This window comes from Bacteroidales bacterium (assembly GCA_023229505.1).
Lineage (GTDB): Bacteria > Bacteroidota > Bacteroidia > Bacteroidales > JAGOPY01 > JAGOPY01.
In genome coordinates this window covers 87,850-110,586 of record JALNZD010000004.1, presented here as the reverse complement: position 1 = coordinate 110,586, position 22,737 = coordinate 87,850, and the positions used below count along the sequence as shown (strand labels likewise).

20 protein-coding genes are annotated in these 22,737 nt (G+C 43.4%); 6 read left to right on the top strand and 14 right to left on the bottom strand.

The genetic code is table 11. The features are described 5' to 3' along the window. Positions 1–21: 21 nt before the first annotated feature. The 5 genes from M0Q51_02685 to M0Q51_02665 form a co-directional block, all read right to left on the bottom strand. The gene (locus tag M0Q51_02685; GenBank protein ID MCK9398888.1) at positions 22–846 is read right to left on the bottom strand and encodes a thiamine pyrophosphate-dependent enzyme; all 825 of its coding nucleotides are present in this window, start codon (positions 844–846) and stop codon (positions 22–24) included. A gap of 3 nt (positions 847–849) precedes the next feature. Further along, positions 850–1,935 carry a 3-methyl-2-oxobutanoate dehydrogenase subunit VorB gene (locus M0Q51_02680; GenBank protein MCK9398887.1) on the bottom strand — a complete coding sequence of 362 codons (1,086 nt, stop codon included), beginning with the start codon at positions 1,933–1,935 and terminating at the stop codon, positions 850–852. A 23-nt stretch (positions 1,936–1,958) separates the two neighbouring features. After that, positions 1,959–2,189, bottom strand: a complete 231-nt coding sequence (locus M0Q51_02675) for a 4Fe-4S binding protein (protein MCK9398886.1) — start codon at positions 2,187–2,189, stop codon at positions 1,959–1,961. A 154-nt stretch (positions 2,190–2,343) separates the two neighbouring features. Further along, the gene (locus M0Q51_02670) at positions 2,344–3,657 is read right to left on the bottom strand and encodes a pyridoxal phosphate-dependent aminotransferase (protein MCK9398885.1); all 1,314 of its coding nucleotides are present in this window, start codon (positions 3,655–3,657) and stop codon (positions 2,344–2,346) included. A gap of 83 nt (positions 3,658–3,740) precedes the next feature. Further along, positions 3,741–5,801 carry an acetate--CoA ligase family protein gene (locus tag M0Q51_02665; GenBank protein MCK9398884.1) on the bottom strand — a complete coding sequence of 687 codons (2,061 nt, stop codon included), beginning with the start codon at positions 5,799–5,801 and terminating at the stop codon, positions 3,741–3,743. A gap of 287 nt (positions 5,802–6,088) precedes the next feature. Between M0Q51_02665 and M0Q51_02660 the strand changes: the two genes are divergently transcribed. Both M0Q51_02660 and M0Q51_02655 read left to right on the top strand, forming a co-directional pair. After that, the gene (locus M0Q51_02660; protein ID MCK9398883.1) at positions 6,089–6,553 is read left to right on the top strand and encodes a DUF1573 domain-containing protein; all 465 of its coding nucleotides are present in this window, start codon (positions 6,089–6,091) and stop codon (positions 6,551–6,553) included. A gap of 89 nt (positions 6,554–6,642) precedes the next feature. Further along, complete coding sequence (locus M0Q51_02655) at positions 6,643–7,842, top strand: pyridoxal phosphate-dependent aminotransferase (protein ID MCK9398882.1); 1,200 nt, start codon at positions 6,643–6,645, stop codon at positions 7,840–7,842. Position 7,843: 1 nt separating this feature from the next. Here M0Q51_02655 and M0Q51_02650 read toward each other — a convergent pair whose 3' ends face one another. Beyond that, positions 7,844–9,067 carry a DUF1343 domain-containing protein gene (locus tag M0Q51_02650; GenBank protein ID MCK9398881.1) on the bottom strand — a complete coding sequence of 408 codons (1,224 nt, stop codon included), beginning with the start codon at positions 9,065–9,067 and terminating at the stop codon, positions 7,844–7,846. A gap of 96 nt (positions 9,068–9,163) precedes the next feature. On the opposite strand from M0Q51_02650, the gene M0Q51_02645 reads away from it, so the two are divergent. Then, complete coding sequence (locus M0Q51_02645; GenBank protein ID MCK9398880.1) at positions 9,164–10,390, top strand: FtsX-like permease family protein; 1,227 nt, start codon at positions 9,164–9,166, stop codon at positions 10,388–10,390. 44 nt (positions 10,391–10,434) lie between these two features. Here M0Q51_02645 and M0Q51_02640 read toward each other — a convergent pair whose 3' ends face one another. Further along, a complete protein-coding gene (locus M0Q51_02640; protein MCK9398879.1) occupies positions 10,435–11,151 on the bottom strand; it encodes a phosphoadenylyl-sulfate reductase in 717 nt (238 codons plus the stop codon). A 75-nt stretch (positions 11,152–11,226) separates the two neighbouring features. Here M0Q51_02640 and M0Q51_02635 point away from each other — a divergent pair, with 75 nt between their 5' ends. Beyond that, positions 11,227–12,585, top strand: a complete 1,359-nt coding sequence (locus tag M0Q51_02635) for a Mur ligase family protein (protein MCK9398878.1) — start codon at positions 11,227–11,229, stop codon at positions 12,583–12,585. A 103-nt stretch (positions 12,586–12,688) separates the two neighbouring features. On the opposite strand, the gene M0Q51_02630 is transcribed toward M0Q51_02635, so the two are convergent. From M0Q51_02630 to M0Q51_02620, 3 genes are all read right to left on the bottom strand, one after another. Beyond that, the gene (locus M0Q51_02630) at positions 12,689–13,777 is read right to left on the bottom strand and encodes an alanine racemase (GenBank protein MCK9398877.1); all 1,089 of its coding nucleotides are present in this window, start codon (positions 13,775–13,777) and stop codon (positions 12,689–12,691) included. A gap of 64 nt (positions 13,778–13,841) precedes the next feature. Next, positions 13,842–14,840 (bottom strand): dihydroorotate dehydrogenase-like protein, encoded by a 999-nt coding sequence (locus M0Q51_02625; protein ID MCK9398876.1) that lies wholly within the window; start codon positions 14,838–14,840, stop codon positions 13,842–13,844. Between the two features lie 140 nt (positions 14,841–14,980). Beyond that, positions 14,981–15,691: a 3'-5' exonuclease gene (locus M0Q51_02620; protein ID MCK9398875.1), complete on the bottom strand. Its 711-nt coding sequence runs from the start codon at positions 15,689–15,691 to the stop codon at positions 14,981–14,983. 94 nt (positions 15,692–15,785) lie between these two features. Here M0Q51_02620 and M0Q51_02615 point away from each other — a divergent pair, with 94 nt between their 5' ends. Both M0Q51_02615 and mnmD read left to right on the top strand, forming a co-directional pair. After that, positions 15,786–17,066, top strand: coding sequence for a hypothetical protein (locus M0Q51_02615; GenBank protein ID MCK9398874.1), 1,281 nt, complete (start codon positions 15,786–15,788; stop codon positions 17,064–17,066). Between the two features lie 8 nt (positions 17,067–17,074). Further along, positions 17,075–17,758: a tRNA (5-methylaminomethyl-2-thiouridine)(34)-methyltransferase MnmD gene (mnmD, locus tag M0Q51_02610; GenBank protein MCK9398873.1), complete on the top strand. Its 684-nt coding sequence runs from the start codon at positions 17,075–17,077 to the stop codon at positions 17,756–17,758. 4 nt (positions 17,759–17,762) lie between these two features. Here the strand turns inward: mnmD and M0Q51_02605 are convergent, their stop codons facing one another. The 4 genes from M0Q51_02605 to M0Q51_02590 are packed head-to-tail and all read right to left on the bottom strand — an operon-like array spanning position 17,763 to position 22,346. Then, the gene (locus M0Q51_02605; protein MCK9398872.1) at positions 17,763–18,032 is read right to left on the bottom strand and encodes an acylphosphatase; all 270 of its coding nucleotides are present in this window, start codon (positions 18,030–18,032) and stop codon (positions 17,763–17,765) included. After that, a complete protein-coding gene (locus tag M0Q51_02600; protein ID MCK9398871.1) occupies positions 18,029–18,598 on the bottom strand; it encodes a hypothetical protein in 570 nt (189 codons plus the stop codon). The genes M0Q51_02605 and M0Q51_02600 overlap by 4 nt, the downstream gene beginning before the upstream one ends. A gap of 13 nt (positions 18,599–18,611) precedes the next feature. Next, positions 18,612–19,889: a lipid A deacylase LpxR family protein gene (locus M0Q51_02595; GenBank protein MCK9398870.1), complete on the bottom strand. Its 1,278-nt coding sequence runs from the start codon at positions 19,887–19,889 to the stop codon at positions 18,612–18,614. A gap of 18 nt (positions 19,890–19,907) precedes the next feature. Further along, positions 19,908–22,346 (bottom strand): thiamine pyrophosphate-dependent enzyme, encoded by a 2,439-nt coding sequence (locus tag M0Q51_02590; GenBank protein ID MCK9398869.1) that lies wholly within the window; start codon positions 22,344–22,346, stop codon positions 19,908–19,910. Positions 22,347–22,737: the final 391 nt, after the last annotated feature.

Genomic DNA, 22,737 nt, shown 5'->3' with positions numbered 1-22,737 from the left:
TTTAGTTTCAAGTTTCTTGTTTCAGGTTTTTGACTGCCGACTGCTGACTGCCGACTGCTGACTTACCAATTCGCCGTCAACCTTCAGATCTCCCAACGGATAGTACGGGAACATATTATCCACCATCCACTGGTTCGACTGGGTTGGTGTCATTTTCCATCCTGAATTGCAATTGGAAACGATTTCGATGAATGAAAGTCCTGATTTCTTATTGAGCTGGTTCTCAAAAGCCATCTTGACGGCTTTTTTAGTTTTTCGCACATTACCAGGTGTATGGACAGCCTGGCGTGTCACGAAATAGGTCCCGGGTAGCTGGGCAACCAGCTCGGTCATTTTCAGCGGAAATCCCATCGTTTTAACATCACGCCCATAGGGTGATGTCGATGATTTCATCCCGGGAAGCGTAGTAGGCGCCATTTGACCGCCGGTCATTCCATAAATCCCGTTATTGATAAAGAAGATGATGATATTTTCCCCTCGGTTACAAGCATGGATTGTCTCAGCAGTCCCGATCGCTGCCAGGTCGCCGTCGCCCTGATAAGTAAAAACGATCTTTTCAGGCCAGGTGCGTTTGATACCTGTGGCAAGCGCGGGTGCCCGGCCATGTGCAGCCTGCTGCATATCAACATTCATGAACTCATAAGCCAGGACTGAGCAACCCACCGGTGCCACACCGATTGTATCCTGTTGCAAGCCCATTTCATCGATTACTTCCATGATGATGCGATGAGCCGTTCCATGGCCACAGCCGGGGCAATAACTCAAAACATTTTCGGTCATCAGGCTGGTCTTTTTATAGACCAGATTCTCATCGGAAACTATTTCCTTATATAATTTTTCATCCATGGTTCAGCCTCCTATGAATTTTTTTTCAAGTGCAGTTAATACTTCCTCTGGGGAATGGACTATGCCTCCCATGCGGCCAAAATGTCCGACAGGCACTTTTCCTGCCACAGCTAGCATGACATCTTCCACGAGTTGTCCGGCACTCATTTCAATCGCCAGCATAGCTTTTACCTGTTTAGCAAGGGAAACAATCTCATTTTTTGGAAAAGGAAACAGTGTAATAGGCCTGAGAAGCCCGGCTTTAATGCCTTTAGCCCTGGCCAGCTGCACTGATTTTTGCGCGATACGGGCACTGGATCCATAAGCTACGTAAAGATATTCCGCATCATCACACTGGAATTTCTCGAAGCGGACTTCTGTTTCTTCTATCTTACGGTATTTTTCCTGCAAATGGACATTATGTCTTTCCTGTACAGCAGGGTCAAGGTAAAGCGAAGTGATTATATTCCTTTCCCTTGAAGCGGGTTTTCCGGTTGTAGCCCAGGGGCATTCCCTGATCAGCTCTTCATTGGTCCTTCTGGGAATCGGATCGGCCAGTTGCACTTTCTCCATCATCTGGCCAATGACGCCATCGGAAAGGATCATCACAGGATTTCTATATTTGAAAGTAAGATCAAACGCCAGCCTGACAAAATCGAACATTTCCTGAACAGAAGATGGGGCAAGTACAATCAGCCGGTAATCCCCATGGCCACCACCTTTTGTGGCCTGGAAATAATCGGCCTGGGAAGGTTGGATCGTTCCAAGCCCAGGTCCGCCACGGACCACGTTGAGGATAACCCCGGGCAGTTCGGCCCCCGCCATATAGGAAATTCCTTCCATTTTCAAACTGATGCCCGGACTGGAGGATGATGTCACCGCTTTCTTACCGGTTGCGCCGGCACCATAAACCATGTTAATTGCTGCAACTTCGCTTTCTGCCTGTAACACCACCATTCCAGTCCGCTCATGCGGCTTCTCAGCCATGAGGTATTCGAGCACTTCAGATTGTGGCGTAATGGGATAACCGAAGTAGGCATCCACACCAGCACGGATTGCAGCTTCTGCAAAGGCCTCATTGCCTTTCATTAATCTTAATTCACCCATAATGATGATAAATTTTTATTGTGGGATCAGACTTCGACTTTTTTCCGATAAACCGTGATAACCCCATCGGGGCAAACTACAGCGCAATTAGTGCAACCGGTGCATTCATCCGGGTTCGCTGCAAAAGCATACCGGTAACCTTTATGGTTAACATCACGGGCTATCGCGATAACTTCTGTCGGGCATGCCCCCACGCATACTTCGCAACCTTTACAGCGCTCAATATCGACTATTATAACTCCTCTGACTTTAGCCATTAAGTTAAAAAATTTATGTCCTGTGCACTTAAAATAAGCGCTACGAAATTATTAATAAAAGATGAATTAAGCTGAAAGAATGGATTTGAATTGTTATTTAATTAACAATTTATATTTGATTTAAATAGCGGGGAAGAAAGATCAGGACAATAATTTACCGGTGATCTTCCCTGAATTTTTTCAAACGGGATTCAAGGTTGGGGAATTGCTCCCGCTTAACCAGTGAAACACAGGCCCTTATACCTTCAATCCGCTCGCTTCCACAGATTGACAGGGAAATGGCACTAATTCCATAGGAAAGCAATTCGCGAAGCAATTCTCCCCCGGTATAGCCAGGATATGAGAAAGTGAAATAAAATCCATCGGCAATAAGTTTATCTTCATCTTTATCATAGACGATCTTAAACCCGTTATCGAGGAAAAGTTTTTTCATGATTTTAGCTTTTTCGCCATATTCTTTCACCTCCTCTATGAAGTTGAATTCTCCGGAATTAGCAGCTTTAAGGATGGCGGTCAGGGCAAACTGCGGGGTATGTGCCGTGCCTGAACTCAGGGCATAGAGGGTTCCGAATACCATGGCGTGCCCGACCCTGGAAGACTTATAAAACCTTAACAGATCCGGTGCTTCAGTTTCAAAGATTTTATCGGAGATCACCATCATACCGATCCTTTGTCCGGCATAACTGAAAACCTTGGAGCTGGAAATCAGAAGGACATAATTTTCAGTATAATGGGATACCGAAGGTTGGTAGGGTGGGACACCCGGATGGGAATAATCTTTGCGGAAATCCATGCCGAAATAAGCAAGATCTTCGATTACGATCACATTATATTTGTCTGCCATTTCCGCGATAATCCTGAGTTCTCTTTCCGTAAAGCAAATCCAGGATGGGTTGTTTGGATTAGAATATAAGATGGTAGATATTTTCCCGCATTGCAGGAATGATTCCAGTTTGTCCCGGAGTTTTTCACCCCTGTAATCATATACATCGAACGCGACTGTTTCAAATCCAAGGATAAGCAGTTGCTGCATGTGGACCGGGAAACCGGGATTGAGGAGCAAGGTTTGCCCCCTGTCCTTGTACATCCGGTTCAGGGTCATAAAGGAAGCAAAACTGCCCTGCATAGAGCCGACCGTGGGAATGCATCCTTCAGTTTTGACATCGATATTCAGGAAAAGCTTGACAAATTTCGAAATCTCTTCTTTAAGTTCAGCCCTGCCATAAATATCCGGGTAAATAGCAGGAATTCCCATATCAAGCGCTTTTTTTTCGGCTTCAATGCCTATTTGGACCGGCGCCAGACCCGGGATGCCCATTTCCATGCGAATGAAGCGCTGACCTGACTCTTTTTCAATCATATCAACCAGCCTTTTTATCTCACGGATAGAAGCGATTCCTAAATCACCGATCTGGGTTTCATTAATTTTTTTTTCGATAATTTCAAAATCAATTGGGGTGCTTTTCATAGGTATTCCCGGATGTAGTAATTGATAAAATCAGAATCTGTCAAAAATATAAATTTATATCCGAAAAACAATATCTTTTGCAATTATTCGCGGCCGATCCGGATTCTCACATCCACGGCCACAATTTTATCATTGATCGCAATGAGAGGATTCAGGTCCATCTCCATGATTTGAGGGATAGACTGCACTAATTCCGAAATGTGAACAAGTATTTCCCCAAACAAATCTATGTTAATACCCTGTTGTCCGCGCATACCTTTTAGCAAAGGATAAATTTTAAGCCGTTTGATCATATCCATGCTTTCTTTCCGTGAAAGTGGGGCAAGGCCAGCACTGAAATCTTTCAGTACCTCAATAAAAATTCCGCCCATTCCGCACAGGATCAGGTGTCCGAATTTCTTTTCATATTTAACCCCGGCAAATATTTCTCGACCATAGACCATCGGTTGAATCAGAATCTCTTTAGAGCCCGGTTTCTTCATAAGAGAATCATAAGTTGCCAAGGCATTTTCTAAATCCTTTACATTTAATATGACTCCTTCCATATCTGATTTATGAACCGGGCCGACAACTTTCATTACCATCGGGAAACCTATAGAATGAGAAGCTTCAATGATTCCGGGTATTGAACAGACAACCTTTTCCGGCACCCTGGGTATATGGATTGCATCCATTATTTCAGAAACCATTTCAGGATGTAAATAACCGGGTTTGTGTTCGTTAATTTTCCTGATGATGACTTTTGAAATAGCGGTTGGCTTTTTTTGCTCCATTTCCGCAGGCTTATCTATAAAATATGCTAAACCGAGGGCATGAGCAAACAATACTTCATCCGGAAAGTTAATCCTGCCTTTTTGAAGAAAGGATTTTACTTCTTCGTTAGCGGTCAGTGTTGAAGGAAGTATCGGGAATATGGGTTTGATCGATGTTTTCATCTTTTCATCAAGGACCTCATAAACATCAAAAATCGGACTGAGACCGGGTGTGCCGAATATCACCGCCATTCCGTCAATTTCATCAAAATGCCGATCGGTATAATCGATGATCTTTCCCAATTGCTCTGCCGTTCCGGTTGCAAGGAAATCAATCGGGTTGTTTACAGAGGCACCCGGAAACAATTCCTTTAACAGTTCCTGTGATTTTGGGTTTTTAATATGTGGAACATGGAACCCTTCCCTGGAAAGGGCATCGGTGAGCATAACTGCAGGTCCGCCTGCATGGGTGATAATACCGATATTTACACCTTTCAACTCTTTGTGAAGAAAGACCGATGCGACATTGATCAGCTCCGAACGCCCGCTGCACCTGACAATACCGGCTTTCCGGAATAGAGATTTGACAGCCAGATCGGAATTGGCCAGGGCGCCGGTATGGGATGAGGCCGCCCTGCTGCCGGCTTCCGATGATCCCGCTTTGATTGCTGCGATCTTACAGCCCTTCCGAATCAATGAGGAAGCATGCTTTAATAGAAGTTTAGGTTTGTTAATGGTTTCCATGTAAAGTAGCTTGACTTTCGGACTGATTATGGGATCGAAAGATTCATCCATGTATTGAAGGATATCTTCAACACCCATCTGGGCACTGTTGCCGACAGAAAAAACCCGGGCAAAGCTTAAACCCTTCGGGATGCCGTTCTCCATGATAAAGCAAGCCGTTGCTCCGGAACCTGAAATGAAATCGCAACCGGATAATGTGAGCTTCGGGATCGGAAGAGTGAATACCCCATGGTAGGCTGGGGTCAATACCCCGATACAGTTTGGCCCGATAAGAGCACCACCAACTTCATTGATAATTTCTACCGTTTTTCTCTCGATCTCTCTGCCTTCCTTACTTTCTTCACTAAATCCTGCGGAAATAATAATAAATGCCCTGGTCTTCTTTTCTTTTGTCAGCAAAGCCACCGTTTCGGGCACATATTTGGCTGCTATGACAATAATAGCCAGCTCGACAGGTGGTAACAAACGAAGTTTCCGGAAGGAAGTAAGCCCTTGAACCTTATCTTCTTTGGGATTCAAGACCATTAAACTACCCTGAAAACCCCCGTCAATAATATTTTTAAGGATCTTCCCGCCTGGTTTTTGAAGATCATTCGATCCACCAATTATTACTATACTTTCAGGATCTGTTAACTCTCTGTTGATCATCTTATAGGGCTTTTAATGTCTGTATTACCACCGATCTGCTAAAATATAAAAATGATTGCCCAAAATGTTACTATTCTCATAGAATTTTTCTAATTGCGGTTGATTTTATTATTTTCTGAGAATTTGAGTGTGTTTTATTACAAATAATAGACTTTGGCAAGGTTTTGGGTAATTTATGCCAGCTATAGTAAAAAAATAAATTATGTTAAAAAAGTATAAAAAATCAGGAAAAACGGATCGTTTTTAAAATATTAATACCTTTGTCTTCCTGATTAAACATTAAAAAAATGAAAAAGATTACATTATTTGTTGCCTTGTTATTGGTTTCGGCGATTGGAGTTTTTGCCCAGGCTACAGAACCTGTTAAAATTGAAGATAACCCTAATGCACCAGAAATAAGCTTTGATAAAATGGTTCATGATTATGGAACTGTCGCTTTTGGCGGAGATGGCGTCTGCACTTTCAAATTTACCAATATTGGTAAAGAACCCCTGATACTTCAGCAACCCCAGTCATCTTGCGGTTGTACCGTTCCTACATGGCCAAAAGAACCTGTATTGCCGGGTGCATCTGACGAAATCAAGGTGACCTACAACACAAAGAAAACAGGGCCGATCAACAAAACAGTTACGGTAAGATCAAATGCCAAGAATAATACCGTTGTTCTGAGGATCACCGGGACAGTTCAACCGAACCCGGCCCAGCAATTACCTGAAAAGATTACAGGAGAGGGTACACCTGTAAATAAATAAACAGGTTAAAATTTTTTAAGGGGTTGTCCGATAAGCATAAAAAATTCTTATTAGACAACCTTTTATTATTTGCTTAAAGATTATTTTCCATGCCAAAAATTTCTAAAAAGGGGATGATGATGCCTGAATCCCCGATTCGTAAATTGGTCCCTTTTGCGGAGATCGCAAAAAAAGCGGGCCGAAAAGTTTATCATCTTAACATCGGGCAACCTGACATCGAAACACCTGAAATAGCACTTAACGCAATCAGGAATTTCAGCCAGAAAGTAGTTGAATATAGCCATTCTGCCGGTATCTATTCCTACCGCAAACGGTTAACCGAGTATTATAAAAAATATAATATTGACATCACTCCTGAAGATATTGTCGTTGGCGCCGGCGCTTCCGAAGCTTTATTATTTGCGATAAATACCTGTCTTGACCCGGGAGATGAACTGATCATTCCGGAGCCATTCTATGCCAATTATAATGGTTTTGCAATCAATTGCGGCGCCGTAGTCCGACCGATAATTTCAACTATCGACAATGGTTTTGCACTTCCTCCCATGGCTGATTTTGAAAAAGCTATCAATGAGCGGACAAAAGCGATCCTCATTTGTAATCCAAATAACCCTACAGGCTATCTTTATTCAAAAGAAGAACTGGAAACCCTTCGGGATATCGTTAAGAAATATGATCTCTACCTCATCACCGATGAGGTTTACCGGGAGTTTGTTTATGATGGCCTTCATCATTATTCAGCCATGTATCTGGAGGGGATAGAAGAAAATGTCATCCTGATCGATTCGGTGTCAAAACGTTACAGTGCCTGTGGCTTTCGAGTAGGATGCCTGATCACCAGGAACAAAGATGTTATCCGCACAGCACTGAAATTTGCCCAGGCCCGCCTCAGTCCGCCGACTTTCGGCCAGATTGGAGCGGAAGCAGCTATTGATACCCCGCAGGAATATTTTGACAAGGTTCTTAAGGAATACCATGCACGACGTGATGTCGTGGTCGAATGCATAAACCGCATTCCTGGCGCCTCTTGTCCTAAACCTAAAGGAGCTTTCTATGTTGTCGCCAGGCTTCCAATCGATGATTCCGACCGGTTCTGTAAATGGTTGCTGGAAGATTTCAACTTTAACAACGAAACTGTGATGCTGGCACCGGCAACTGGTTTTTACTCTAACCCAGGCAAAGGCAAGGATGAGGTCAGGATTTCCTATGTGCTGAAAGTGGAAGACCTAAAAAAAGCAATGGTTTGCCTGGAAGAGGCATTAAAAGTATATCCGGGGAGAACAATATAAGTTAATCCGGGTAGAGCAGGTACTTTTTCCTGATTTGTCTGAACGCGTTAAGATCATTTTCCCAGCTTTTCCTGATTTCAGTCTCAGGTAAATCGTTTATGATAGCCTTTCTTAACAGGTCATTGCCAGCCAGTTTGTCGAAATAAGGCGTGAAAAAATCTGCTGAATCCTTAAAAAATTCATGCATCCGGATTAACCAAACGAGTGAGAAATGATGTTCGTTTTCCCGGAAATTTTCAGCAAAGTCCGTCAGGCCTAAGCCTAAGCAGTACTGGCCCTCATAAGGCGGATGCTCGCTGACCCCGGGTATGCTTTCTGGTTTAAAGAGATAGCTGCCAATCACAAAATGAGGATGCCCGATCACCTGGAAAGGTGTCCAAGTTCCGCGGCCGACACTGATCATTGTTCCTTCAAACAGGCAAAGCGAAGGATAGAGATAAACTGATTCCCATGTAGGTAAATTAGGGGAGGGACTGACCGGTAGTTTGACAATCATATTATGACTATAACCTTCCAGCGGAATAACATTCAGGTCACATTTTCTTTCTCCCAGCCAGCCTTCACCATTGACCATCAATGCATATTCACCTATGGTCATGCCATAGACCACCGGAATGGGATGCATACCAACAAATGACCGGAAAGACGTGTCTAATACCTGCCCATCGACATAAAAACCATTGGGATTGGGGCGGTCAGTGACAATCAACGGTATTCCCTTATCTGCAGCTGCCTCCATGACAAGGGTTAAAGTTGAAATATAGGTATAGAATCTGACTCCTACATCCTGGATGTCAAATAATAAAATGTCGATTCCTTCCAGATCTTCCGGTTCTGGTTTTTTCTTATTTCCGTAAATGGAGATGATTTTTATGCCAGTTTTCTTATCCAAACCATCTGAAATATCCGCTCCCGCATCGGAGTCTCCCCTGAATCCGTGCTCAGGGCTGAAAATTACTTTAACAAAAAAACCTGCATTGATCAAAGTATCTGCCAGATTGGTATTTCCGACAAGAGAGGTCTGATTACAAATAATTCCAATAGTTTTACCCTTTAATTGCGGAAAATACAAGTCTGTCCTCTCTGCCCCTGTGCGGATTTCGCTGATGTTGGCCAGGCGAAGCTCTCCTGAGACTGTTCCCTGAGTATTGCCGTGCTTTGAATGGCAGGATCCTGAAATCATGACCGCACAAATTACAATGGCCTTATAGTAATCTGATATCATCAAATGATCTTTTAAAATAAACTTGTAAAGATCTATGCTCTTGTACAACGATCGACAATCGTTCTTATTTTTACCGATTAATTCAATTCATTTTACTTGAATCTGCCGTTATTCATAGCCAACCGCATCAGCGGTAAAGATAAGGAAAATTTATCCGGGCCGGTAATCCGGATTGCAGTTATCACTATTGCACTTGGCTTGTCAGTGATGATCCTGGCAGTGGCTGTCCTGGTTGGTTTTCAAACAGAAATACGAAATAAAGTTATCGGTTTTTCTGCACACATTCAGATCGATAATTTTGATGAAAATGCTTCCTATGAAGCTTCACCTGTTTCTATGGACCAGCCATTTTATCCGGAATTAGATAAAGTTGACGGGATAAAGCACATACAGGTTTTTACGCTGAAGGCCGGTATTATTAAAACGGATGACCAACTGCAGGGTATTGTTCTGAAAGGGATCGGCCCTGACTATGATTGGGGCTTTTTGAAGGAACATCTTACTTCCGGGTCAATTTTCCAGGTGAATGATACAATGGCTTCAGGAGAATTGCTGATTTCGGGAATAATTTCACAAAAATTAAAACTTAAAATCGGAGATGAGGTCCGGATGTATTTTTTATCTGGTTCCGAATCTCAGCCACGAGGAAGAAAATTCAACATATCAGGAATATACGAAACGGGACTTGAAGAATTCGATGACGTATATGTTATTGGTGATCTCCGTCATATCCAGAGATTGAATAACTGGAATACTGACATGGTTTCCGGTTTCGAAGTTTTTATTGATGATTTCAAATCCCTGGATAAAATGGGGGAGATGGTTTACCAGATGATAGGATATGATTTAAATGCTGAAACAGTGACTGAGGCTTATCCACAGATATTTGACTGGTTACGGCTGATGGATATTAATGTAATTATCATCCTTGTTCTTATGATCCTGGTCGCTGGTATTACCATTATATCCACTCTGTTGATCATGATCCTTGAAAGGACCAATATGATAGGCGTATTAAAAGCCTTGGGAATAAATGACAACGACCTGCGAAAACTTTTTGTGTACCTTACCGCCCGGATTATTGCCAGGGGCTTGTTATGGGGCAATATTACCGGAATTGGCATTGCTTTGATCCAACACTGGACGAAAATCCTGCCTTTAGACGAGGAATCTTATTACATCTCTTTCGTGCCGGTATCGCTGAATATCTCACATATCCTGCTCATCAATGCAGGGACTTTCCTTGTATGCCTGCTTATGGTATTAATTCCGGGATTTATTATTGGCAGGATCACTCCGGTGAAAGCTATTGGATTTAGGTAACAGTTATTTGTTCCGCTGTTTCACTGTTCCACCGTTTCACCGTTTCACTTCTTATGCAGTCCGCACTCTTTTAGCTCCGGGTTCTCCCACCACCAGCGGCCGGCGCGGACATCTTCACCGGGTTCGATAGCCCTTGTGCAAGGCTGGCAGCCTATACTGGGAAACCCCCGGTCATGCAAAGGATTATATGGAATGTTATTTTGCCGGATATAATCCCATAAATTTTCTGATTTCCAATCTATCAGAGGATTTAACTTGATCTTATGGTTGATATTGTCCCATTCGACTAGTGCCAGATCTTCACGCGTTACCGACTGTTCACGTCTCAAACCACTTACCCAGACATCGACATTTTCAAGGGCACGGTTCAGAGGTTCAATTTTCCGGATGTGGCAACATAATTTTCGGTTTTCGATACTTTCATAGAAAAGGTTGATCCCTTTAAGGTTGACCATCTCTTCGACTGCATTCCGTTCAGGGAAAAAAACTTTAATCTGAACCTTGTAACGCTGCCTGGTCAGATCAAGCAGATCATAGGTTTCCGGGAACATTCTGCCGGTGTCGAGCGTGAAGATGTAAACATCGGGGTCAATGCCGGCGATCATTTGTGTGATAGCCTGATCTTCAGCGCTAAGGCTGGTAGAGAAGCCCAGCTTTCCTTTATAATTCTGAATGAAAAAACGTATAACTTCATCAGCGGGCTGATCTTTAAGCTTTTCGTTATACTCCTGAATAAGTTGAAGAGGGTTATTAAGGGCCATATTGAAATATTCCTGATCGTGAAGGCTGCAAAAGTAATAAATAAATTATTTTTGACTGATTAACAAATAATAGTCATGAAAGTTCACTTCATTGCAATCGGTGGCAGTGCGATGCATAATCTTGCTATTGCCTTGAAATTAAAAGGATATCATGTTACTGGCTCAGACGATGAAATATTTGAGCCTGCACAGGGCAGGCTGAAGAAATATGGTATTTTGCCAATAGATGAGGGATGGGATGCTTTGAAGATAACAAGTGATCTGAATGCTGTCATCCTTGGAATGCATGCCAGGCAGGATAATTCTGAATTGACCAGAGCCCGTGAACTGGGGATTAAAATCTATTCCTATCCTGAATACCTTTATGAAGCGTCTAAAGATAAAATCAGGGTAGTTATTGCGGGAAGCCACGGGAAAACGACCATCACTTCAATGGTTCTTCATGTTCTGCAAATAGCAGGAATTCATGTAGATTATATGGTAGGCGCCCAGCTAGAGGGCTTTGAAGTAATGGTAAAATTAACGAACGACTCAAAGTATATTATCCTTGAAGGGGATGAATATCTATCATCCACTCTTGACCCGCGGCCCAAATTCCATTTATACCGGCCCCACATCGCGCTTTTGAGTGGAATTGCCTGGGATCATATGAACGTATTCCCTACTGTCGATAATTATGTTAACCAGTTTGAGCAATTTATCAACCTGATCGAACCAAATGGTTCACTGATCTATTGCGTATCAGATCCGGTGGTCAAGCGCATTTCCCGGAAGGCCCGGAAAGATATTATCCTGATTCCTTACGGGGATTTAACTTACAGGGTCCATGACCAGAAAGTTTATATTCTTTCCGGTGAAAAGGAAACGCCGTTAATGGTTTTTGGAAAACATAATGTCCAGAATATCCAGGGTGCCTGGAAAATTTGCCGGAAAATTGGGGTTGATGATGAAACCTTTCTTAAAGCCATCAGTTCCTTCACTGGTGCATCGAAACGCTTACAATTGCTGAAAAAAAACAAGGATTCAGCAGTATATAAAGATTTTGCGCACAGCCCGTCAAAATTGAAAGCGACTATTGAAGCTATCAAGGAATTGTATCCTGAACGGGAACTGATTGCCTGCCTGGAACTTCACACATTCAGCAGCCTGAACAAGGCATTTCTTCCACAATACCGGGGATGTATGGATCTGGCCGATAAACCCATGGTTTATTTCAGCCACCATGCCCTTGCTTTAAAGCGCCTTCCTGAGCTGACAGCGGAAGAAATAAAGAAAGCGTTTTCTGACGACAGGCTCACCATATACAATGATTCCGGTAAGATGCAGGAAGACTTACTTAGCATGGATTACCATAATAAAAACCTGCTCCTGATGAGTTCTGGAAATTTTGACGGGCTGGATATGGAGGAGTTGGCTGTGAAGGTGCTTGACTGATCTTCTACAGTGGAAGAGGAACAAACAAAACTTGCCATAAGAACCTCCTGCTGCGGTATATGTGCTGACATTTTTAAGGCAGTGGGCAACTTTGCCCTTTGCCCTAATAACTAATAACTTCCCCTTCGAGAGTCAGGTACCCTTTCATGAGATTTGCAGTCAGGCAGGAATGAACGGGTAACACACCCAGTATATCTCCGATTTTTAATTCTTCGACAAGTTCTTTTGTCGCATGGATGATGCCATGTTCCTGTGATAAAGAGGCCAGGTATGCCCCCGCCACCGGACGTGACCATTCTTTTTCTGCAATTCTGACGATGTACCCGTAAATACGTTCTCCACCGCTTTTATAGAGAAAATCCTTTGAAAAATGAACAGCGCCCCCGTAAATAATGATTTCGTTGCGATGCAGGCTTTTGCTGACTACCGGGCAGGCGAGCGCCACGGCAATCTGTTCCAGGGTGCAAGAGCCAAGTGAATATTGCATAAGGTCATAAAACAAAAAATTACCCGGCCGGATTTCATCGACCCCGGAAAAGTCTTCTGCCAGGCTGCAACTTGGCGTATCTCCCACAGAAATGGTTAATTCCGGCCAGGCTTCCTTGTATTGGTCTTTGAGATAATTCATTTTCCGGACCGTGTCTTTGTAAATATCGAGTATCTCTTCCTTGCTGTCGGCGGAATATGAATGCCCTGAGTGGGTAAGGAAACCTTTAAATTTTAACCGGTTGGACCTGGAGAGAAATTCCAGCATACGGTCAATTTCATCCAGATCTTTCCATAGAACACCGGAGCGATGATGCCCTGTATCAATTTCTATGTAGAAACCAACCGGGTAGAGTAAGGCTGTTTCGATAGTTTGCAGAATAGATGATGAATCACCCTGGATGTTCAGGGTGAGTTCATTGGCCAGTTCGCTGATAAGATTTAATTCCAGCAGGTTTACCGGAAAAGCAATGGTTATGTCGCGCCAGCCATATGAAGCAAAATATTTAGCCATACTGACCGATGAAACGGTTATACTGTGAATACCCAGGCGGCGAAACCAGTTTCCGATGTATGCTGAATTATGAGTTTTAAAGTGAGGCCTGAAATGCGTATTGCTGCTTTTAGCCTTATCAAGTATCCGTGTGATATTATTCATGCACTGCTCCTTATTCAGGAGGAGCGTGGGTTTTGTTATGCTGATCATGCAGTTTCAGATAATGAAGGTGAATTAATTGTAGTAAATAGTTTATAAAATGTTTGTCAAAGTACTAAGCTTTTATCTTATCCCGGTCGGAGAAATACTTCATGAATTGCACCCTTTCGAAAAGTGCAGGGTTCACTTGCCTTTCCTGGCTCAGTAACCCCCTGAATTCATCAATTTTCCCATATTTTTTGCTTTTCATCCAGTCGCTTAATTCTTTTACCATAGTTTCCAGGTATTCAGGACCTTTTTCGTAAAGGGCTGAAACAACCTGGACGGCATTTGCCCCGGCAAGTATTTGCTTGACAACGGCTTTGCCATCGTGTACCCCTGTCGATGCGGCAAGGTCGCACTTGACCCTGTTGGACATGATGGCGATCCATCGTAAAGAAACCGGGAGGTCTCTCGGTGAACTGAACACATTAGCCGATGTGATCTCGAGTTTATCGATATCAATATCAGGACTATATGAGCGGTTGAACAAAACCAGCCCGGCAATATTGCAATGCGACAATTCGGCTATCATCCCTGCAAGGTTTGAGAAATAATAACTCATTTTTACCGCAAGCGGTATTTTGATCTCATTACGAACTGACTGGATAATTTCCAGGTAAGTTTGCTCGATGTTTTCTGCTGACCGGGCCAGAACACTCGGCAGAATGAAAATATTCAGCTCGAGGGCGTCGGCCCCGGCTTCCTGGATTTTCTTTGCAAAGTAAGTCCATTCATGTGACGTACTGCAGTTAATGCTGGCTATCACTGGTATCTTTACCGTCTTCCTGGCCTGAATGATCAGGTTCAGATAGTTATCAATGTTCGTTTGCTTGATCCGGTAATCGAAATAATCCAGGTAATCATCCTTGTAACGGCTTGGGGCTTCCTCGCTTAATACATGTTCATATTCCATCAGAATTTCTTCTTCAAAAATTGATTTCAATACAACGGCACCGGCACCATACTTTTCAAGCAAAGCAATTTTTTCAGGTTTATCAGTTAACCCCGAGCTTCCAACAATGATCGGCGACGGAAGCTTTAACCCAAGATAAGTTGTCGTTAAGTCTGGCATAATCAGTTGAATTTTCTGAAAATGATGATTAAACAAATGTAGTTATTTTAAAGTGAAACGGTGAAACGGTGAAACAGTGAAACGGTGGATTATAGAATTTGTAAATGAAAAATGAAACATGAAAAATGAAACATGAAATTTTACTCTACAAATACAATCTGATCATCTTCAATTGTCGGTTGCTGCTGATACTTTAAGAAAAGCCTGGCTACTGCCAGCATATCTTTCTGGCAATATATCCTGATCCTTTCGAGGTCATGTTCCTGCCAGTAGACCTTGTGGATATCACTACCACTGATATCATCTTTGGGAGTCGGGATGTCAAAAACCGCCGATAACAATTCCAATGAAGTATAATGCTTGTAATCGCCAAACTTCCATAACTCCAATGTATCAAGAAACTGAACTTCCCAGGGTTTTTTTCCGGCTATATCAAGAATTGACGGCAATTGCAGGCTGTTGATCAGGATGCGCCGGGCAAGGTATGGAAAATCAAATTCCTTACCGTTGTGCGCACACAGCATCTTCCCGGTATAGTTGAAATGAGTTTCCAACAGCTTGCAAAATTGCCTGAGTAACTGGTATTCATCATCACCGAAGAAGGATTTTATCCTGAATTCCTTACCCCTGAAATATCCTGCCGAAATGCAAATGATCCTGCCAAATTCTGCATAAATTCCAGCCCGGGGATATAAGCTCACCGGTGTATCGTCAGGTTCTTTTTTTAATGACTCGGTTTTCCTGTCCCAAAGTTTCCTGAAAATCTCCGGCATTTCTTCGTAGGAAAGGAAAGCCGGTACTGTTTCGATATCCAGAAAAAGCACGTTTTCAACGTTGATATCCTTTATCATCTTTCTGTAATTTTCAGCTAAAATTAAGAAAACAAGAGGAGATCTGAGCGAAAAAAGCTTAACAATATGAGAATTACATGATTAACTTTGTGCTATGTACCGGGTAATCACATTTATCATCCTTTTTGTTTTTTTTCTGGTCATGGGATCCTGCATTCAAGAAAAGGACATGTATGATCCGGAAATAATTTTCACTGTGCCAGTGGCAGGTTATGTTGTCAACCTGCCAGACACTCTTGATATTAAAGTGGAGATAAGCGATGTCCATATCATCCGGTCAGTTTTACTGACCCTGGTCAATGAGAACAAGATACCAGTTATTGCGGCGACCTGGTATTATCCCAATAACCCGGATTTTTTTCTGGAAGCTTCCCTGCCTCTGGTGGACAAAGCCCTGGCAAGCGGGCCTTATAATTTGCAGGTAACCGTTTCCGACGGGGTAAATCAGAAAAACAAGTACCGGCAAATCATCATTCATGAAATACCGCTTCAGTTGCAGGCATATATTGTTGTAACAGGTCAAATCAATTTTAAGTCTACGATTATTAAATTAAGCCCGGCATTTGAAACGGATACCCAGTTTGTATTTCCTGAGGGTTATTGGTTATCTGCTGTCCAAAGTCTGTGGAATTTTTTTTTCTTTGTCTCCGGGGAACCTTCAAAACTTACTGCTTTTAATCCTGAAAGCTTCGAAGCGGAATGGGAAATGGCTGCTGAACCTCCCAGGCCTCTGATCACCGCCATCTTCACAGACCAGGAACTCGTTTTTTCCACTGCCAACGGTAATGCAGGAATTATATCAAATAATGGAATCATTACCTTGCGGACGGACCCTGCTGAAAATAAAACGATTCAATGCCTGGCAGCTGACGATAAATATATTTATGCCGCACATGTTTCCCTTAGCGGAGATATCCACGAACTGACGGTTTATTACCGTGTCAGCGGGAATATCAGGGAGCAGAAACTGCTGGCAGGGGAGATCAGGAGCCTTGTGCCAGCAAGAGATAAAGTGCTGGTTTTCATTCCATTACCAACAGGCACGGGAATTTTGGAATATGATCCTGAGGATTTTATACTTACCGAAATTAGCTTTCTACCGGATGAGAATCTCAAATCGGTTGTGAAAATTTCTGATAGCCAGTTATTTTTGGTGACAGAGCATCGGGTGATCTCTTATGACCTGGCAGTTAACCGATTTACAGATTTCACAGATCAGCCTTATAATTTTTGCCGGTATGACCCACAATCCGATATAATCTTCCTGATCAGGGACAACATGGTTTATGGTTTTGATAGAGTTACAGGGGATTTAATGGCAGAAAAATCTCTCCCGGAAGAAGTGCTGGATTTTCAAATTCTTTACAACAAATAAAGGAAGAAATGTTACCTGGTTCTAAAGTAGAGTTTAAAATTACCGGTGACGGATCGCATACTTTATTTGTGCCGGAATTGGGAGAGCATTATCACTCCGTTTTCGGGGCGATCGCAGAATCCAGGCATATTTTCATTGATGCCGGTTTTAAAAATATAAACAAATCCATAGAACCAGTTGAAATTCTTGAAATCGGCTTCGGGACAGGGCTAAATGCATTATTGACCTGTATTGAAACTGAAACTATGAGATGTAAAGTGAAGTACACCACCATCGAACTAAATCCATTACAGGAAGATATTTATTCATTATTGAATTTTGCTGATCTGATAACCTACCGGGATTCCCGGGAAATTTTTCTGCGCCTGCATCAATTGCCCTGGAATGAATGGACTTATCTTACAAAGCATTTTTCTCTTCTCAAAATAAATTCGTCCTTGAAAGATTACCAGCCCGCAAAGGGAACTTTCGCCCTGGTTTATTTTGATGCTTTCGGCCCGGATGTTCAGCCTGAAATGTGGACTAAGGAAGTTTTTAATAAGATTGCTTTTGGATTGAAAAAACATGGCGTGCTGGTGACTTATTCTACGAAAGGCACGGTAAAAAGAAACCTTTCAGGGGCTGGGTTTTCTTTCGAAAAATTACCGGGACCGCCAGGAAAACGTGAATTCCTCAAGGCTGTAAAGATTTGAGTTTTTATCTCACCCGAAATCCTTTATGGTTCATCAGGGGTTGTTTCTGGATGTCAAACTGATCAACTCTTGCCCATTGAGGACCGCGTCGGCACCAGGCTGCAAAGGTGTCCAATGCATCCTCTTCTCCTTCTGCCTCAATATATACCGCACCATCTGGTTCATTTCTTACAAAACCTTCGATATTAAATTCCTGGGCAGTTCTGGCAGTATAAAACCGGAACCCGACATTCTGCACTTTGCCATAAACCGTGATCCGGTAACTCATTTTCATGGATTGAGCCTTTTCATTATTTGTGCTTCTATGACCTGGAAAAGCTGATCGGGTTCAAAACTCCTCCAGTTAAACCGGTCAAACATGCCGCCAAATGCGATATAATAATCCAGGTTAGCCTGTTTGAATTCCCTGATAATGTAGTCCCTGAAATTTAATGCCACAATCCAGCCTTCTTCAATATCTTCAAACCATTCCTGGTAATAATCATCATCAGAAGAGTGAAAATTAAATACATTCTCACCAATCAGGATGAATTTAGTGATCCCTTTCACAATCATAGTATCCGCTATATTTCTTTTAAGGTACATGATATCATTGTGGATGGCGTCGTTCCACTCACCAATCAGTTCAATAATGGCAAATCCCACGTCATAATTCACAAAAAGGATTTTCAGATACAAGGTCGATGATCCAATCTCATCCCATTGAGGGTGAATAAGATAGTTATAAACGGCGTGGGTAAACACAAACTCGGAATATTCCCTTGTGAAAAAAGGTGAGTATCTGTCTTCCGAAGCAATATAAAGATGCCGCCAGGCGTAATATGGCTCGATATCATACATTCAGACTATACTATTAATTAATGTAATAGATATTCTTAATGCGGAACCAGAAGTGATGCCTGCCTCCTGCAAATTCAGGGGTGAGATAAACCTGCCCGGCTTCCAGGCTGTACCTTCCTAATCCGAGCCCTATACTTGCCGTTCCGGTGAAAACATACCGGTTGATCTGGTCTCGGTCAAGTTTGTAAACACTTTCACGGTTAAACATTCCGCCTTGCAGCGTGGCATCGTAGATTATGAGCTTATTCTTCAAATCGATGGGAAAAAAATAACGGATCCTGTTCTTGAAAGGCTTCTGGTGATCAGTGGCTTGAGAAACCGATCCGTACCGGTCGTTCATTTTGCCCAATTGCAGGTAAATACCGGCCATAATGTTATCGTAAAGTGTACCCGCCTGTCCGCCTGTAATGACAGCTAGTTCAATGTTTCTTCCGCTAAATAGTCCCTGGTCAAAACGAATGCTGTAATTCAGTATAATATCGTTGTTTACCTGGTTAACCCAGCCGTCCGGTTCGTTTGTATGTATAACATCCTGGGCAAAACCGCCGAGCGATGCGGGACCAATGACGCCCATAGTCAATTCAGTTTCAAGCCGACGGCGGTGATCGGTTGAAAGGGATATCCTTTGATGCCCGAGTGTGAGATAAGCTGAAAAAGGACGGTCCCCGAGCTGAACACCTGATGTATCAAGTTTGCGGGGTGTGTAAAGGTTCTGGACCAAGGTCAGGCCATAATAATTCACGCTGTTTCTCAGACCAGGCAGAAGTTGTGTTAGTGGCGAAGCACTGATGGCGGGATGATAAAATTCAAAACTAATTCCGCTGGTATAATAATAATCTGTGTAATCGAAAATATCATTATCAAAAATAGCATTGATAAAAATTTCCTGCAATGTCCTGCCGGTTTTGAAAAAATCGGGTTCCTGAGGTTTAATTGAATTCCTGAAGCCAGATCTTTTTTCCCTGGATCCCCCGGATTGTGCCAGCTTACCTGAAGAAATCAATGCTCGTTTTTCGAGATGCTCAGCAGGTATATAATATTGGTAAGTATTGCCCGGATCAGGTTGCTGATTTGAAGTATTATTCTGATTGACCTTTACATTTTGTTGAAAACGGGATTCAATTATTGGAGTCTGACCGGGTTTATTTTTGCCATTTTGCTTTGCCTTTAATGCATTATCTGGATTTTGCACAGATATAGTTTTATTTGGCACGGAGGGATCATTCTTTGCACAACCAGCAAGGAGAAGCAGCGAAAATAAAAGGACAATATGGAGGATTCCTTGCTTCATAGCCGGAAGAGGCGTATTTCAGAAAATCTTTGGGTATTTGGCAGGGTTGATTTCATGCATGAGGTTATAAACGGAATCGAAGACATCTTCTGCATTTGGGTTGCTGAAGTAATCCCCATCAGTGCTGTACGCAGGCCGGTGTGCTTTGGCTGTCAGCGTCCAGGGTTGTGCATCCAGATAATAATAGCCGCCCTGTTCTTCCAGAACCTTTTGCATCATGAAAGCGGTAGCCCCGCCAGGTACGTCTTCATCAAAGAAAAGAACCTTATTCGTTTTTTTAAGAGATTCTGTGATGACATGATCCAGGTCGAAGGGTAGCAGAGATTGTACATCAATAAGTTCGACATCGATCCCGAATTCCTGAAGCTGCGCTGCGGCTTCCTGGGCAATTCTCACGCAGGCTCCGTATGTAACAACAGTGACATCGTTACCTGGTTTTATGATCTCCGGTTTCCCCACGGGGACGGTGAATTCGCCTATATTGGCAGGCATAGGTTCCTTCAGCCGGTATGCATTCAGTGGTTCAATAATCAGGGTCGGTTCATCCGATCGTATCATGGTATTATAAAATCCCGCTGCCTGTGTCATGTTCCTGGGTACCAATACATGAACGCCCCGGATGGAGTTGACGACCATGCTAAGCGCCGAACCTGAATGCCATATCCCTTCGAGCCGGTGGCCGCGGGTGGAAATGATCATGGGCGCTTTCTGCCCGCCACGGGTGCGGTATTGCAACGTGGCAAGATCGTCGCTGATCACCTGCAGTCCATAAAGCAGGTAGTCGAAATACTGGATCTCTGCAATTGGCCTTAAACCTCGCATGGCCAGTCCAATTCCCTGCCCGATGATCGTCGCCTCACGGATGCCGGTGTCAGTAACACGCAATTCGCCATATTTAGTTTGCAAGCCTTCCATGGTTTGATTGACCCCTCCGATCTTCCCCACATCTTCACCGAATATCAACGTTTCTGGAAAATGTTCAAGGATGTAATCGAAATTATCGCGCAGGATCTCACGGCCGGGAACAAGGGGTGAGTCCTTGGAAATGATAGCCCTGACTTCTTTAACCTGTAAAGCATTTAAAGCCGATTCACTATAAAGATGGGAGCTGTAGTTTTCCTGATTGCGTTGCATGGCAATGTCCCTCCAGGCCATTACATTCTTTTTGAGTGAATTCTGCGGATTACTGCATGAATTGCAGATTAACCGGAGGATCTTCTTGCCTGATGACATGATATCTTTCCAAATGGGTTCCCCAACCATGCGCAACTCATCTTTTATGGCATTGATCTTTTGCGTTTTAGCGCAATTGCATGTGCTGATATCAGCCATTCGGAGAAATTCATCCCTTTGCCTGCATAAAGGCTCCAGGAAATGGTTCCAGGCGGTATTTCGTGCTTTAAGGGCCCGTTCGGCAGCTTTGGATTCTATGTCATCGAGTTCCTTTGCGGAAGCAATTTTTTCGGAAATGATCCACGCCCGCATTTTCCTGATGCCATCGAATTCCTCTTCCCATGCCAGCCTTTCCGGTGATTTATACCTTTCATGAGAGCCTGAAGTGCTGTGGCCCTGTGGCTGGGTACATTCTTCCACATGAAACATGACCGGGATGTGTTCGGCACGGCATCGTGAGATACCTTCTTCATAAGCCCGGCAAAGACCTGGATAATCCCAGCCTTTCAGCTTATAGATCAAATATCCGTTTCCTTCTTCGTCTAACTCAAAGCCGCGCAGGATCCCGGAAATATTTTCCTTGGTCGTCTGTAATTTTTTACTGACCGATATGCCCCATCCATCATCCCAGATTGAAATGGCAAGGGGGACTTTCAACACCCCGGCCGCATTGATCGTTTCGAAAAAATGCCCTTCTGATGTGCTGGCATCTCCGATGGTACCGAAAGCTACTTCGTTGCCTTTCAGGGAAAGATGGGCCAGGGGGTCAAGTCCGGGAACGTTTCTGAAGATTTTTGAGGCAAGCGCCAATCCTAATAACCTGGGTATTTGTCCTGCAGTAGGGGAGATGTCGGCCGAGGAATTCTTCTGCTTCATCAGGTCTTTCCATTCGCCATTTTCGTCAAGGCTACGGGTGGCAAAGTGATTGTTCATCGCCCTGCCGGCTGTTTGCGGGTTGAAGGAAAGATCCGTATCACCGTAAAGCTGGGAAAAAAATTCTTCCGGAGCCATCATCCCGGCGGCCAGCATAAAGGTCTGATCACGATAGTAGCCCGAGCGCCAGTCTCCATCCCGGAAAACCTTCGCCATGGCTAGTTGAGGGATCTCCTTTCCGTCGCCGAAAATGCCAAACTTAGCTTTGCCCCCCAATACTTCACGGCGTCCAAGCAGGCTCAACTGCCTGCTTTCATTGGCGATACGGTAATCCCGCAGCACTTCTTCCTTCGTGAATTTCTTCTCAAAATCCCGTCCGGAGCTCTTTTTTCTTACCGTATCCTGCCTCATTGCTTTATGATTGCTTAATCAGAGGACAAAAATACAGAAAAAAGGTATAAATACCCACCAGTAACCAATAACCAATAATAGTCGGCAGTCGTCAGTCGACAGTTATCTGTAGACTGAAGACAGAAGTCAGAATTTAAACACAGCTTGACCATCAGATTCCCACTTTCGTGGGAATGACGTGGGTTGGGGACAAAGCGAGAAAAGCGGCGCGGCAAACATCATTCCCGCGAAAGCGGAGACCCGTATCATGCCGCGCCGCTTTAGTACCCCGCGTTTTCTCCGTCATTCCCGCGCCAGCGGGAATCTATTTGCGATTCGTAAAAACATCTTATAACTTTGCACCCTGATTCAGCCACAAGCTATTGCATTTGATCGTTAGCGTTAATTTGAA

What these genes read in the sequence shown, in the direction of transcription:
- M0Q51_02685 (MCK9398888.1), bottom strand. Translation starts at nt 846, where the DNA reads ATGGATGAAAAATTATATAAGGAAATAGTTTCCGATGAGAATCTGGTC.
- M0Q51_02675 (MCK9398886.1), bottom strand. Translation starts at nt 2,189, where the DNA reads ATGGCTAAAGTCAGAGGAGTTATAATAGTCGATATTGAGCGCTGTAAA.
- M0Q51_02670 (MCK9398885.1), bottom strand. Translation starts at nt 3,657, where the DNA reads ATGAAAAGCACCCCAATTGATTTTGAAATTATCGAAAAAAAAATTAAT.
- M0Q51_02665 (MCK9398884.1), bottom strand. Translation starts at nt 5,801, where the DNA reads ATGATCAACAGAGAGTTAACAGATCCTGAAAGTATAGTAATAATTGGT.
- M0Q51_02660 (MCK9398883.1), top strand. Translation starts at nt 6,089, where the DNA reads ATGAAAAAGATTACATTATTTGTTGCCTTGTTATTGGTTTCGGCGATT.
- M0Q51_02655 (MCK9398882.1), top strand. Translation starts at nt 6,643, where the DNA reads ATGCCAAAAATTTCTAAAAAGGGGATGATGATGCCTGAATCCCCGATT.
- M0Q51_02650 (MCK9398881.1), bottom strand. Translation starts at nt 9,067, where the DNA reads ATGATATCAGATTACTATAAGGCCATTGTAATTTGTGCGGTCATGATT.
- M0Q51_02640 (MCK9398879.1), bottom strand. Translation starts at nt 11,151, where the DNA reads ATGGCCCTTAATAACCCTCTTCAACTTATTCAGGAGTATAACGAAAAG.
- M0Q51_02635 (MCK9398878.1), top strand. Translation starts at nt 11,227, where the DNA reads ATGAAAGTTCACTTCATTGCAATCGGTGGCAGTGCGATGCATAATCTT.
- M0Q51_02630 (MCK9398877.1), bottom strand. Translation starts at nt 13,777, where the DNA reads ATGATCAGCATAACAAAACCCACGCTCCTCCTGAATAAGGAGCAGTGC.
- M0Q51_02625 (MCK9398876.1), bottom strand. Translation starts at nt 14,840, where the DNA reads ATGCCAGACTTAACGACAACTTATCTTGGGTTAAAGCTTCCGTCGCCG.
- M0Q51_02620 (MCK9398875.1), bottom strand. Translation starts at nt 15,691, where the DNA reads ATGATAAAGGATATCAACGTTGAAAACGTGCTTTTTCTGGATATCGAA.
- M0Q51_02615 (MCK9398874.1), top strand. Translation starts at nt 15,786, where the DNA reads ATGTACCGGGTAATCACATTTATCATCCTTTTTGTTTTTTTTCTGGTC.
- mnmD (MCK9398873.1), top strand. Translation starts at nt 17,075, where the DNA reads ATGTTACCTGGTTCTAAAGTAGAGTTTAAAATTACCGGTGACGGATCG.
- M0Q51_02605 (MCK9398872.1), bottom strand. Translation starts at nt 18,032, where the DNA reads ATGAAAATGAGTTACCGGATCACGGTTTATGGCAAAGTGCAGAATGTC.
- M0Q51_02600 (MCK9398871.1), bottom strand. Translation starts at nt 18,598, where the DNA reads ATGTATGATATCGAGCCATATTACGCCTGGCGGCATCTTTATATTGCT.
- M0Q51_02595 (MCK9398870.1), bottom strand. Translation starts at nt 19,889, where the DNA reads ATGAAGCAAGGAATCCTCCATATTGTCCTTTTATTTTCGCTGCTTCTC.
- M0Q51_02590 (MCK9398869.1), bottom strand. Translation starts at nt 22,346, where the DNA reads ATGAGGCAGGATACGGTAAGAAAAAAGAGCTCCGGACGGGATTTTGAG.